Source organism: Nonomuraea bangladeshensis, assembly GCF_039529455.1.
Taxonomy (GTDB): domain Bacteria; phylum Actinomycetota; class Actinomycetes; order Streptosporangiales; family Streptosporangiaceae; genus Nonomuraea; species Nonomuraea bangladeshensis.
Map to the genome: position 1 here is coordinate 296,956 of NZ_BAAAMV010000001.1, position 12,535 is coordinate 309,490.

The window sequence follows — 12,535 nt, forward strand, 5'->3', positions numbered from 1 at the left end:
CGCCGGGCCGGGCTGGCCGGGCCCGGCGCGCCGGGTTACGTTGGGCGGGAGGCGTCCTGGCTGTCATCTGCGAAGGAAGTGGTTCCCCATGCTCTACCTGTTCGGCTTCGAGCAGATCGGCGTGGCCGTGAGTGACATCTACTTCGTCGATCCCAACCCGGAGCGGGGCCAGGAGGGCGCCGAGCGCGGCGTACGCCTGGAGCTGCGCCGGCTCGAACAGAGCGAACTCAAGGGCTCCATCTACTCGGCCCGGCCGATCACCGTCGAGCGCCCGCTGTGGCGCGTGGACCTGCTGGAGTCGGTGTCCGGCACGCCGGGCAGCTTCGACCGCACCCACCACCACCCGGGCATGAACGGCTGGGAGCCGGGCCGGCGCGTCTTCGACCACGCACTGTCGGGCGAGCCGCTGCAGTGGCTCGCCGAGCGGCTGACCGACCTGGAGGGCGTGCTGAAGGAGGTCGGCGCCGACCCGGGCGAGGCGACCCCGGCCGACGTGACCGGCCTGCGCGAACGCGCCCCGGAGATCGTCGAGGTCGTCGGCCGCCTCCTGGACCGCGTCCGCGCCACCGCCACCCCCGACGAGGCCACCACCGCCACCAGCCTCCGCGCCAGCTGGCTCTGACCGTCCGCACGCGGGCGAAGCGGTCAGCGACCACTGGAGTGCTGCAGGCGGACAGGCTCCGCCAATACGGACTTGGCGCCGTCGAAGTCCAGGCGTGTCGGAGCGAACGGCAGGCCACATGCCGCACGTCACATGCCGCGCCCACGATTCAGTCTCCGCTGGTCTGCATGCCATCTATGCGAGAACAGCACTATGCTTGCAGTATGGATGCCACGTTGCAGGTCAGAGGACTGGACGCGGAAGTGGTCGCCGAGCTGAAAGCGCGGGCGGCGCGTCAGCGCATGTCACTGTCGGCTTACGTGGCCGGCATCCTCACCGAGGTCGCCGCCACTCCCGCTCCGGACACGATCAGAGAGCGGCTGGAGGCCCTCCGCTCACTTGGTGGCGGAGCGAGTCATGACGAGGTCGTCACCGAGATAAGGAAGATCCGCGAGTCGTGATCGTCATCGACAGCTCGGCGCTCGTCGAGGCCTTGGCCGGAGACGCCCCCACAGACGGGCTGCTCGCCCGCGTCGCCGAGAACCGGCTCCACATCCCCCACCTACTCGACTACGAGTTCCGCAACGCCGTGCGCGGCCTGCTCCTCGGCGGCAAGATCAGCGCGGCCCGCGCCGAGGGAGCCCGGATCGTCAAGTCGGGCCTGCCGTTCACCCGCCACGCCGACGACGAGACCGCTGATCGCGCCTGGGACCTACGAGCCAATTTCAACGGGTACGACGCCACATATGTCGCCTTGGCCGAAGCGCTGAACTGCACCCTGGTCACCACGGACGAGAAGATCCACAAAGTGGCCTGCAACTACATCGACGTCGACCTCTGCTGATCGCTCGATCCGTCCTGGGGCGCCGCGCCACCGCTCGACGCTCGGCTTCGTCACTTCCTGGCCCGGCCCTCGGGCCGGTTTGGCCTGGCCTCATCCACGCAGGTCATCGTCGGTCAGGCCGCAGCATCTGCTGATGGCGGCCCGCCGGTCCTGGTCAGACGGGCGGGGGCGGGGACGGGTGGCGGTGGAGGAGGCCGAAGCGGGTCCACATGGACTCGGCGGCCTCGATCGCCGCGCCCGTACGTGCCGGGTCCACCGCCGCGAGCTGGGTGACCAGCGCCTGCGCCACGGCGATGCCGGCGGTCAGCGACGGGAAGAACGCCTCCCCCTCGGCCGGCACCAGCACCACCTCCTCGGCCGCGGCCGCCAGTGCGGGGCTGGCCGCGTCCGTCACGGCGAAGACGCGCGCCCCGCGCCCCCGCGCCTCGTTGGCGGCGAGGACCGTGTTCTCGTACAGGCGCCAGAAGCTGACGGCGATGAGGACGTCGCCCTCGCCGACGTCGGCCATGGCGTTGGCCAGCTCGGAGCCGGCGGTGACGGCCCGCACGGGGTAGCCGGCGAGCCGGGCGTTGTGCGCGAGGGCCAGGCCGACGGCGGCGTAGCTGCCGTCGGCGACGATCGTGGTGCGGCGGGCGGCGGCGACGGCCTCGGCGATCGTGGTCAGCACGCGCTCGTCGAGCCGCCGGTTGAGCACGGCGAGGCCGTCGAGGTCGCGGCGGAGCGAGCGCGCGCCCGGTGAGCCGGTGCCGCGGCGGTCGGCGGCGGCCCGACCGGCCCGGCCCTCGGCGCGGCCCTCGGCGGCGATCTGACCGGCCCGGCCCTCGACCCGGCCCTCGACCCGGTGCTCGGCCCGGTCCTCGGCGCGGCCCTCGGCGCGGTGCTCGGCGGCGACCTGGCCGGCGCTGAGCGAGGACAGGTAGCGGGCGCGCAGCTCCTGCTGCAGGGCGGGCCAGCCGGCGAAGCCGAGCGCCTGCGCGGTGCGGGTGACGGTGGCGACGTTGACGCCGGCGAGCTGGGCGAGCTCCCCCGCCGACCCGTACGAGGCCCGCCGCGGCTGCGACAGCAGCAGCTCCAGCACCGCGGCCGACTTGCCGCGCAGCCCGCGCTCGGGGGTGCGGCTCCGCAGCCAGCCTTCGAGATCGTCGGTGGCGCGCTCGCTCACGAGTTCCCTCTTCCCCGGCCTCCAGATCCGCCGATCATGCTACGCCCTCCGCACGCGAGCAATCTGCAAAGACCATTGCAATTGCACTGTTCTGCACTATAAATTGCTGCGCGATCGACAAGGAGGGGACGACGAGATGACGTTCGAGGAGCTGCAGGAGCGCGTGCGCGACGAGGTCGGCGTGCGGCTGTTCACGGTGCTGGCCTGGATACCGGAGCGGCGGGCGCTGCGCCGGGTGCACACCAGCCACCCCGAGCAGTACCCGGTGGGCGGGGAGAAGAGCGTGGAGATCGCGCAGGGCTGGCTGGCCACGTGCATCGAGGGGCGCAGGCCGTACCTCGGGCCGGACCGGGCCGCGGTGCGCGGGATCTTCGCCGACCACGCGCTCATCGAGAGCCTGGGCTGCGGCGCGGTCATCAACGTGCCGGTGGTCGAGGACGGCGAGGTCGTCGGCGTGCTCAACCTGCTCGACGCCGAGGGCGCCTACGACGACGCCTCCGTCGCCGCGGCCGAGAAGCTGGCCCCGCTGGCCGTCCCCGCCCTCCGGGACGCCGTCCGTTGAGCCTGCTGCTGAGAAACGTACGCGTCCTCGACGTCGAGACCGGCGAGTACGCCGAGGGCGACCTGCGCTGCGCCGACGGCCGCGTCGCCGAGACGGGCACCGGCCTGCGCGCCCCCGACGGGACGCGGGTGATCGACGGCGCGGGCGCGTACGTGGTGCCGGGCCTCATCGACGCCCACGTGCACGTCACGGCGTTGACCGCGGACCTCGGCGCGCTGCCCGCGATGTCCCCGTCGTACGTGACCGCGCACGCCGCCCGCATCATGGGCGAGACGCTGGCCCGGGGCTTCACCACCGTACGCGACAACTCCGGCGCCGACTTCGGGCTGGCCGACGCGCAGGCGGAGGGGCTGATCCGGGGCCCGCGGCTGCTGTTCTGCGGCAAGGCGCTGAGCCAGACCGGCGGCCACGCCGACTTCCGCGGCCGGGGCGAGCGCCTGACGGACGACCACCCGTGCTGCGCGGGCGTCGGCCGGATCGCCGACGGCGTGGCCGCGGTCCGCGCGGCCGCCCGCGACGAACTGCGCAAGGGCGCGAGCCATGTCAAGGTCATGGCCTCCGGCGGCGTGGCCTCGCCGACCGACCGCATCGACTCGACGCAGTACTCGACGGAGGAGCTGCGCGCGATCGTCGAGGAGGCCGAGGCCGCCAACCGGTACGTGGCCGCCCACGCCTACACCGCCCGCGCCGTGAACCGGGCGCTGGAGGCGGGGGTGCGCTCGATCGAGCACGGCAACCTCATCGACGACCGCAGCGTGGAGCTGTTCCTGGAGCGCGAGGCGTTCCTGGTGCCGACGCTGGTGACGTACTGGGCGCTGAAGGAGGAGGGCCGCGCGTTCGGGCTGTCGGCGGCGAGCTGGCACAAGGTGGACGCGGTGCTGGAGGCCGGGCTGACCGCGCTGGAGCGGGCCGCGCGCGGCGGCGTCAAGCTGGCCTACGGCACGGACCTGCTCGGCGGCATGCAGCGGCACCAGAACCACGAGTTCCGGCTGCGCCGGGAGGTGCAGAGCCCGCTCGACGTGCTGCGGGCGGCCACCACGGGCGCGGCCGAGCTGGTGGGGATGGCGGGCGAGATCGGCACCCTGGCCGTGGGCGCGCACGCCGACCTGCTGGTGCTCGACGCCGACCCGCTGGAGGACGTCGGCGTGCTGGCCGAGCCCGCCCGCCACCTGCGCCACGTGGTGCAGGCGGGCGACGTGGTGGCCTGATCGGCGGCGCGTACGGTGTGAGGATGACGTCGCTGACGCGCCGCGCTCGTCGTCCTCGCGGTCGTGCTCCTGCTGCTGGGCCTGCTGTGGCCGGCCCAGCGGCGGCTGATCTACCTGCCCGACCCCGGGCCGGTGCCGCCGGCGGGGCCACATCTTCCTGATCTCGGCGGGCATCGCCGTGGTCGGCGTGATCGCCATCCTGTTCCTCAAGCCGGCCAAGCTCCGCGACAGCGTGGACCTGGCCGAGACGCCGGAGCCGACCGGCGACAAGGCGCCCGTCGCCCCCTGACCGACGGGGCGGCCTCCGGCGGGGGTTGACCACCCCTGACCCGTGGTGGATAACAGTATTCCGACAGGGGGAGTCAACCTGCGCTCTTACGGAGACCCCGATGACACGCCTCGCTTCTCCTGGCCTGATCGGACGTGACGCCCAGTTACATGTGCTCCTCGACGCCATCAGCGGTCCGCCGGCCGTCATCCTCGTGCAGGGCGAGGCGGGAATCGGGAAGACCCGGCTGGTCAGGGTCGCGCTCGACCTCCTGCCTGAAGGAGAGCACACGGTCCTGATCGGCCACTGTCACCAGATCCGCGAGCCGTTCCCGTACGGGCCGGTGTTCGACGCGCTGCGTCACGTCGCGGGGGCGCTGCCGGAGACGGCAACGCTCAACCCGGTCACCGGCGCGCTCCGCGGCTACCTGCCCGAGCTCGCCGGCCACCTGCCGCCCGCGCCCTCGCCGCCGCCGCTCGACGACCCGCGCGCCGAGCGGCACCGCCTGTTCCGCGCCGTGCACGCGCTGCTGGCCGCGGCCGGGCCCGTGGTGCTCGTGGTCGAGGACCTCCACTGGGCCGACGACGGCACCCGCGACCTGCTGCGCTTCCTCACCGACCAGCCGCCCCCAGGGCTGGCGCTCGTGGTGACGTTCCGCAGGGAGGGGCTGCCGGTGCCGGGGCTGCCGTTCGGGCACGCCTACCGGCGGCCGGCGGGGGTGCGCAGCGAGGTGATCACGCTCACGCCGCTCGACGTCGAAGGGGTGCGCAACCTGACCCGCGCGCTGCTCGGCCGGTCGACGCTGACGTCCGACTTCGTCACGAAGCTGCGCGACCACACGGCGGGGGTGCCGTTCGTGATCGAGGAGGTGGTGCGCTCGTTGCTCGACGACGAGGGCCAGTTGGTCGGCGGCGAGGAGGAGCCCGAGGTCCTGGAGCGCATGGCGGTGCCGCCGCTGCTGCGCGAGGCGATGGCCGAGCAGCTCACCGGGCTCTCGCCCGCCGCACTGCACGCGGTGCACGCCGCCGCGGTGCTGGGCCTCGCCGCCGACGAGCAGCTCATCGCCGCCGTCTCGGGCCACCCGGCCGGTGACGGGCTGAGCCAGGCGCTCAAGGCGGGCGTCCTGCTCGAACACGAGGACGGCCAGTACGGCTTCCGCCACTCCCTCGCCCAGCAGGCCGTCTACGAGGCGATCCCCGGCCCCGACCGGCGGCTCACGCACCAGCGGGCCGTGACCGCGCTGTCGGCGCTCGACCCGCCGCCGCTCGTCCAGCTCGCCTACCACGCCAGGCGGGCGGGCGACTTCGCCGCCTGGCAGCGGCACGGCCCGGCCGCCGCCGACCGCGCCGCCGCGATCGGCGACATCCCCCTCGCGGTCGAGGTGCTGGCCGGGATGCTCGCCGACCCCAAGTTGCCGCACGACGCGCGCGGCCCGCTCGCGCTGCGGCTCAGCCGCGTCGCCGCGATCGGGCTGTCCTACCGGCGCGTGGTGCGCTCCCTGCGCCACCTGCTGGCCGAGGACTTCCTGTCCCGGCACGTACGCGGCGAGGCCCGGCTCAACCTGGGCGTGCTGCTGTCCAACCAGGCAGGAGCGGTCGCCGCGGGACGCCAGGAGATCCTGCTCGCGCTCCCCGACCTGCACGACCGGCCGAGCCTCGCCGCCCGCGGCCTCGCCCTGCTGGCGATGCCGCCCTGGGGCGACGAACCGCTCGCCACGCACGAGGAGTGGATGAACCAGGCCGAGAAGCTGCTCGCCACCGTCGAGGACCAGGACCCCGAGCTGACCGCCGCCGTGCACGCCAACAAGGTGAGCCTCGCCATGATGCTCGGCTCGCCGGACGCGCTCGAGCTGGCCGCGGCCCTGCCCGCCAACGACCCGTCGGCGGCCGTGCGCAGGCAGGTGGCGCGCGGCTACGCCAACCTGTTCGACGCGGCCATCGGGCTCGGCCACTACGCGGCGGCCGAGCGCTTCGCCGACCAGAGCAGGCGGATCGCCGAGGAGACGGGCGCGCTGTACCCGGAGTTCCTGGTGGAGCTGTCGTCGATCAGGCTCGACCTGCTGACCGGGCACTGGGAGGGGCTGCGGGAACGGGCCGTCACGGCGGTCGAGATGACGCCGGATGCGCCGCTGCTCGCCTCCGACGCCCGGCTCGCGCTCGGCATGCTGGCCCTCGCGCGGGGCGAGTGGGAGGAGGCCATCGAGCACCTGGTCTCGGCCGGGGTGAACGACGTCGAGTCCGGGTTCCTGCCGGTCGCGGCCTTCGCCTCCGGCGGCCTGATCGAGCTGCACCTGACCCGCGACTGCCTGGACGAGGCCCTCGCCGAGGCCGACCGCGCGGTGGCCAGGCTGCGGCGCAAGGGCATGTGGGTGTGGGGCGACCAGCTCGTCCCGCCCGCCGTCGAGGCGCTGCTCAAGGCCGGGCGGACGGGCGAGGCGGCCGACCTGGTGGCCGAGTTCGGGGCGGGCATCGAGGGCAGGGACGCGCCGTCGGCGCACGCCGGCCTCGCCACCGCGCGGGGCGCCCTCGCCCGGGCCGGGGGCGGGCACGAGGAGGCGGCCCGGTGTCACGCCGAGGCGCGGGCGGCCTACGAGGCGATGCCGCGGCCGTACAGCATGGCACGGGCGTCCGAGGCGGAGGCGGGCGCGCGGCTGGCCATGGGCGACCGGGCACGGGCGGCGGACCTGATCTCCGACGCCTGCGAGCGGTACGCGGGACTCGGCGCGACCCACGACGCCGCCCGCTGCCGCCACCTGCTGCGCGAGATCGGGCCGGGCAGCGCGCCGCGCCGGGGCAGGAAGGGCAGGAGCGGCGTGCTGTCGCCGAGGGAGGCCGAAGTGGCCAGGCTCGTCGCGCTCGGCCGGACCAACAGGGAGATCGCCGAGGTGCTGTTCCTGTCGCGGCGGACGGTGGACACGCATGTCGCGCGGGTGCTGCAGAAGCTCGGCGTACGCACCCGCAACGACGTGAAGGAGCCCCGGCCGGACGACCGGCCGGGGCCCACGTCCCCCGAGTCCGGCGGTTAGACGGTGATGCTCCAGGAGTCCAGGTAGCCGGTGTCACCGGCGTAGACGTCCTCGATGTCGAGCACCCAGGTGCCGGCCGCCTGCTGGCTCACCGGGACCGAGAAGGTCCTGGTGCCGTACTCGGTGCAGGTGGTGCCGCCGTAGGCGTCGACCACGTACCACGTGCCGTTCGGGCCGCGGAGCCAGATGTCCAGGTCCTCGGCGCAGGTGTGGTTGATCGTGATGGACACCTGGACCGGTGAGGTCGCCGCGCCCGTCGCGGTGGACGTGATCGAGCTCTGGGTGTTGGCGTAGTCGTTGATGCGGTAGTCGGTGTCGTTGGTGAACGTCCGGCCGCCCGAGGTGCTCTGGACGGTCAGGTTGTACGTCGTGGTGTGCGACGTCGTCTCGCCCGTGCCGGTCACGGTGATCGCGTAGACGCCCGCGGGGGTGGTGGGCGAGGTCGCGATCGTCAGCGTGGACGAGCCGCCCGACGTGATGCCGGCCGGGTCGAAGCCGGCCGTGGCGCCGGTCGGCAGGCCGCTCGCGGACAGGTTCACCGTCTGGGCGGTCCCGTTCGTGGTGGTCGAGCCGATCGTCGTCGTGGCCGTGGCGCCGGCCTGCACGGTGCCCGAGCCGGGGTTCGCCGAGAGCGAGAAGTCACGCGGCTGCGTGGTGCCGCCGACCGCCTGCTTCCAGATCGCGTAGATGGCCGCGTCGGCCGCCCGGTCGAGGATCGTGTCGTTGATGTTGGACGTGGTGTCGCACGAGGAGTGGTAGCAGGAGTCGTAGGCCCGGTTGGCCGTGCCGCCCCACTTGGACGCCTGCGCCGACGTCTTGGTCGCGCTCGCGCCCGCCGCGACACCCGAGCTCGGGATGCCGGCGTTGCGGAAGGAGGCGTCGTCGGAGCGGTTGGCGCCCTCGGTGTTCTCCTCGGGCTGCAGGTTCAGCTTGTCGTAGAACTCCTTCAGGTAGGCCGCGCCCGTGGTGGTGATGTTGTTGATGAAGTAACCGCCATTGGGCGAGCCGGTCATGTCGTAGTTGTAGTAGACCTTGATCTTCGACCGCTCGGTGGAGCTGAGCGAGGCGACGTACGCCTCGGAGCCGTTGAGCCCCTGCTCCTCGTCGGTCCACCAGCCGAACCTCACGTGCTTGGTGAGCGTGGGGTTCTTCTGGGCCAGCGTCAGCGCGACCTCCAGCAGGTTGGCCGAGCCGGAGCCGTTGTCGTTGATGCCGGGTCCCGCGGACACGCTGTCCAGGTGGGCGCCGGACATGATGACCTGGTCGGCGTCGCCGCCCGGCCAGTCGGCGATCAGGTTCGGGCCCGCGCCGCTGGTGCAGTAGGAGACGCCGCAGCTCTGCCTGACCACGGTGTACCCGGCCGCCTGCAGCTTCTGCTCGATGTACGAGACCGACTGGAGGTAGCCCTGGCCCGTGGACCTGCGGGTGCCGCCGTTGCTGGTGGCGATGCTCTGGAGCTGCGACAGGTGCGCCTTGACGTTGGTGACGCTGACGTCAGGAACCTGGTCGGTGGGGCCGCCGGTGCCGACCGTCAGCGAGTAGGTCGCGCTGTGCGTGGTCGAGCCGGTGCCCGTGACCGTGATCTGGTACGTGCCCTGCGCCGTCGAGGAGCCGACGTTCAGCGTCAGCGTCGAGGAGTTGCCGGAAGTCACCGACGAGGGGTTGAAGCTCGCGGTGGTCCCGCTCGGCAGCCCGGAGGCGGTCAGGTTGACCGTCTGGGCGCTGCCCGAGGTGGTCTGGGTGCCGACCGTGACCGTCGCGGTGCCGCCGGGCCGCGCGTTGCCCGAGGTCGGGTTGAGCGACAGCGAGAAGTCGGACTGGGCGGTGCCGCAGGCGGGCTCGCCGGAGGCCGCCGCCACGCTGACCGCGCTCCAGGCCGCCTTGGTGCTGTTGCACTCGGCGCTGTTGGCGCCGTACAGCTCGATGGCCGCGGCCACGGAGGCCGCCCTGATGTTGGTGTAACGCCAGGACGACGTCTTCCGGTTGAGGGCGCCCATGTAGATCTTGCCGGCCTTCTGGATGCTGATGCCGGTCACCGACGACGGGCCGCCGGAGCAGATCGGGCTGGACGGCTTGCCGCCGCCGGGGTTGTTGCCCTCGGCCAGCAGGTAGAACCAGTGGTTCAGCGGGCCGGCCGCCGAGTGCACCTCGGTGTTGGGGATGGAGGAGGAGTAGCAGTTCGGGTCACCGAGCGCGCCCGGGTTGTACATGTTGCGGATCGGGCCCTGCCCGACGAGGTTGACCTCCTCGCCCACCAGGTAGTCCGGCGGGTCGTTCGGGTTGTTGGCGTAGGCCTCGGTGAGCGCGCCGAAGATGTCGCCGGTGCCCTCGTTGATGCCGCCGTTCTCGTTGCCCGACCCGGCCCCGCCAGGGGTGGTCTGGAAGATCGCGTGGCCGAACTCGTGGGCCACGACGTCGATCGGGGTGGCCTGCTGGGTGTTGGCCTGGTTGTGGCCGAAGTTCGTGTAGCTGCCGTTCCAGTACGCGTTGACGTCGCTCAGGCCGACGCGGGCGGGGAAGCCCCTGCCGCTGCCGTTGATGCCGTTGCGGCCGAGCCAGTCCCTGAGCATGTCCCACTCGCGCTGGACGCTGTAGAGCGCGTCCACGCAGGCGGTCTCCAGGTTGGTGCCCTGGCCGTTGCCCCACGCGTCATCGGTACCGGTGTACGCGGTGCCGCCCTGTCCGCCGCACTGGATACCCGGCCTGGTGGTGTCGGTCATCGAGTACGAGCTGCCCGAGCCGCTCGTGTTGATCGTGACCTGTCCGTTGTAGAAGCCGTTGCCGCTGCCCTCGCGTACGAGCTCGACCGCGTCGGCGACCTTGCCGGTGCGGGCGTCGACGTACACGTTCTGGATGCTCGGCTTGCCGTTCGCGAGGCCGCTGACCTTGGCCTCCCACGCGAGCGCGGGCTGCTCGCCCCGGGCGAGCACGACCAGGCGCGGGGCCGCGCTGTCGTCCACGCGCGAGAGCCTGGACTTGGCCACGGCCGTGGCCTTGGCCGCGCTGATCGTGGCCTTGGTCGCCACGTCGCGGGAGATCGGGCCGGTGGCGGCTACGGTGTCCCTGACGTGGCCCGCCGCGTCGGTGACGACGACGGCGTCGCCGCCGACCATGGGCAGCCCCTTGTAGGTGCGCTCATAGGCGACGTAGAACATCTCGTTCGAACCGGGGGTGACGGCGACGCGGCTGTAGGCCTCGTCGGGCCCTCTGCGCAGCTCGTCGAGCCCGCTCGACACCGCCTTGTCTGCGACTGCTGCCGCGAGCGACGCGGGGTCTGCCGCCGCACGCGCGGACGCGCCGCTGTCCTGGCCCCGGGTGGCCCCGGGAGGCGCGGCGCTCGCGGGTGACGCTTGCAGCGTCAGGGCCGCGGCCGTGGCTAAGCCGGCGACCGCCGCGAGTAAGGCTTGGCGTTTCACGCTGTGGTGCTCCTTTCGGCGTTCTCCCTCCGGCCGTTGCCGCCTTGTGGGCGCACGCGGGCCACCGCGCGGTCAGGGGTCTCCTGGGTCGCGGGACATGAGGGAAAGTGGGGGGTGATAAAGGGAGACGGATGAGCATGCGGACCGTTTCGCCTTGTTGTCGCCAGACGCTAAGCGCTCGTTCATCGCGGGAAAATACGTATGTTCATCGGTAGGCATACCGACATTTGTGTTACCGCTGGTCACACCCATCCGTACTCGGGTAGTGCGTACGATGCTGGACAATCGACGTCATACAGTTCGGCAGTCTGGGGCCGCTGGAGGTGCGTCCGGCCGGAGGCGACCCGGCCCCCGGCGGGCGCGGCGAACGCCGTCCAGGCCAGATCTCCCGGCTCAGGCGCAACCTGCCGGCCGACCTGATCGAGTTCCACGGCGCCGGCTACCGGCTCGCCGTCTCCCCCTAGGACGTCGACGTCCACCGGTTCGAGCGGCCGGCCCGCGACGGGCGGCGGCTGCTCGTGGCCGGGCAGCACGCGAGCGCGGCCGCACCCTGGCCGTCATCCCCGGCGAGTTCACCGGCGGCGACATCGAGATCAGGCGCGGCGACCTGTCCCGCCTGCTGTACGAGCGCACCGCCTCCTCCTGCGAGTACGTCTTCGGCGACTCGATCACCTCGCTCACTGGCCGGTGACGAGGTCGTGCGCGCGGTGCTGGACCTGGCCCGCTAGTCGCGGGTGAGGGTGCCCGTGGCGGGCGGCGCGGGCTGGTTGACGAACCCCTGGGGGAACTGGGCGGCGATCAGCTCGTAGCGCAGGTCGCCGTCGTCGTCCAGGGTCAGCTTCACGTCGGCGAGGCTGGAGCAGCCGCCCCCGTCGTACGTCGTCTTCAGCCGCAGCACGATCGGCCCGCCGCCGGCCTCCAGCCAGAGCGCGCCACGGCACGTGTCGCCCTGGGCGCTGAACTGGCCGACCATCGCGCCCAGGGAGCCGGCGGAGATGGTCAGGGTCGTGCTGTAGGAGCCCTGGAGTGGCGGACGCCAGTCGACCTGGCCGCTCCAGGAGCCCCGGTAGTCCTCCGGCACGGCGAGCGCGGGGTCGGGACCGGGCGGCGTGGTCTCCGGCGTCTCGTCCCCGGCCGGCGTCTCGTCCCCGGCCAGCGTGACGTCCCCGATCGGCGTGACGTCCCCGATCGGCGTGACGTCCCTGGTCGGCGTGGCCGTGGTGGGCGACGGGGTCGGCTCGGGGTCGTCGAACCGGCTGATCGCCACCGGGATGAGGGCCGCGAGGATCGCCGCGCAGGCGCCGATGATCGCGACGACGATCTGGACGCGATGGTCCTTCTTGGGCGGCGGGGGCGCCGAGGGCACTGGGGGCACTGTCACGTTCCACACCGTCCGTCCCGGAGACCGCGCCGACCACTGGGCCGATTATGGAGAACATCCGCCGACGC

General features: G+C 72.7%; 10 protein-coding genes. 7 read left to right on the forward strand and 3 right to left on the reverse strand.

Annotation, left to right across the window (positions count from 1 at the left end; all coding sequences use genetic code 11):
- Window positions 1-88: 88 nt before the first annotated feature.
- The 3 genes from ABD292_RS01250 (at window position 89) to ABD292_RS01260 (ending at window position 1,445) form a co-directional block, all read left to right on the forward strand.
- Window positions 89-622 carry a hypothetical protein gene (locus ABD292_RS01250; protein WP_344204556.1) on the forward strand — a complete coding sequence of 178 codons (534 nt, stop codon included), beginning with the start codon at window positions 89-91 and terminating at the stop codon, window positions 620-622.
- A 203-nt stretch (window positions 623-825) separates the two neighbouring features.
- A complete protein-coding gene (locus tag ABD292_RS01255) occupies window positions 826-1,062 on the forward strand; it encodes a FitA-like ribbon-helix-helix domain-containing protein (protein WP_344204557.1) in 237 nt (78 codons plus the stop codon).
- Window positions 1,059-1,445 (forward strand): type II toxin-antitoxin system VapC family toxin, encoded by a 387-nt coding sequence (locus tag ABD292_RS01260; protein ID WP_344204559.1) that lies wholly within the window; start codon window positions 1,059-1,061, stop codon window positions 1,443-1,445. The genes ABD292_RS01255 and ABD292_RS01260 overlap by 4 nt, the downstream gene beginning before the upstream one ends.
- A gap of 154 nt (window positions 1,446-1,599) precedes the next feature.
- On the opposite strand, the gene ABD292_RS01265 is transcribed toward ABD292_RS01260, so the two are convergent.
- On the reverse strand, window positions 1,600-2,607 hold the full coding sequence (locus tag ABD292_RS01265; protein WP_425564950.1) for a MurR/RpiR family transcriptional regulator: 1,008 nt from the start codon (window positions 2,605-2,607) through the stop codon (window positions 1,600-1,602).
- Between the two features lie 136 nt (window positions 2,608-2,743).
- Between ABD292_RS01265 and ABD292_RS01270 the strand changes: the two genes are divergently transcribed.
- The 3 genes from ABD292_RS01270 (at window position 2,744) to ABD292_RS01280 (ending at window position 7,670) form a co-directional block, all read left to right on the forward strand.
- Window positions 2,744-3,169, forward strand: a complete 426-nt coding sequence (locus ABD292_RS01270) for a GAF domain-containing protein (RefSeq protein ID WP_344204560.1) — start codon at window positions 2,744-2,746, stop codon at window positions 3,167-3,169.
- Entirely contained in the window at window positions 3,166-4,377 is a 1,212-nt protein-coding gene (locus tag ABD292_RS01275) for a metal-dependent hydrolase family protein (protein WP_344204562.1), read from the forward strand. The genes ABD292_RS01270 and ABD292_RS01275 overlap by 4 nt, the downstream gene beginning before the upstream one ends.
- 389 nt (window positions 4,378-4,766) lie before the next feature.
- Entirely contained in the window at window positions 4,767-7,670 is a 2,904-nt protein-coding gene (locus ABD292_RS01280) for a helix-turn-helix transcriptional regulator (RefSeq protein ID WP_344204563.1), read from the forward strand.
- Here the strand turns inward: ABD292_RS01280 and ABD292_RS01285 are convergent.
- Window positions 7,667-11,086: a M28 family peptidase gene (locus tag ABD292_RS01285; RefSeq protein ID WP_344204564.1), complete on the reverse strand. Its 3,420-nt coding sequence runs from the start codon at window positions 11,084-11,086 to the stop codon at window positions 7,667-7,669. The genes ABD292_RS01280 and ABD292_RS01285 overlap by 4 nt on opposite strands.
- A gap of 323 nt (window positions 11,087-11,409) precedes the next feature.
- On the opposite strand from ABD292_RS01285, the gene ABD292_RS01290 reads away from it, so the two are divergent.
- A complete protein-coding gene (locus tag ABD292_RS01290) occupies window positions 11,410-11,550 on the forward strand; it encodes a hypothetical protein (protein ID WP_344204565.1) in 141 nt (46 codons plus the stop codon).
- Window positions 11,551-11,810: 260 nt separating this feature from the next.
- Here ABD292_RS01290 and ABD292_RS01295 read toward each other — a convergent pair whose 3' ends face one another.
- Entirely contained in the window at window positions 11,811-12,467 is a 657-nt protein-coding gene (locus ABD292_RS01295) for a hypothetical protein (RefSeq protein ID WP_344204566.1), read from the reverse strand.
- Window positions 12,468-12,535: the final 68 nt, after the last annotated feature.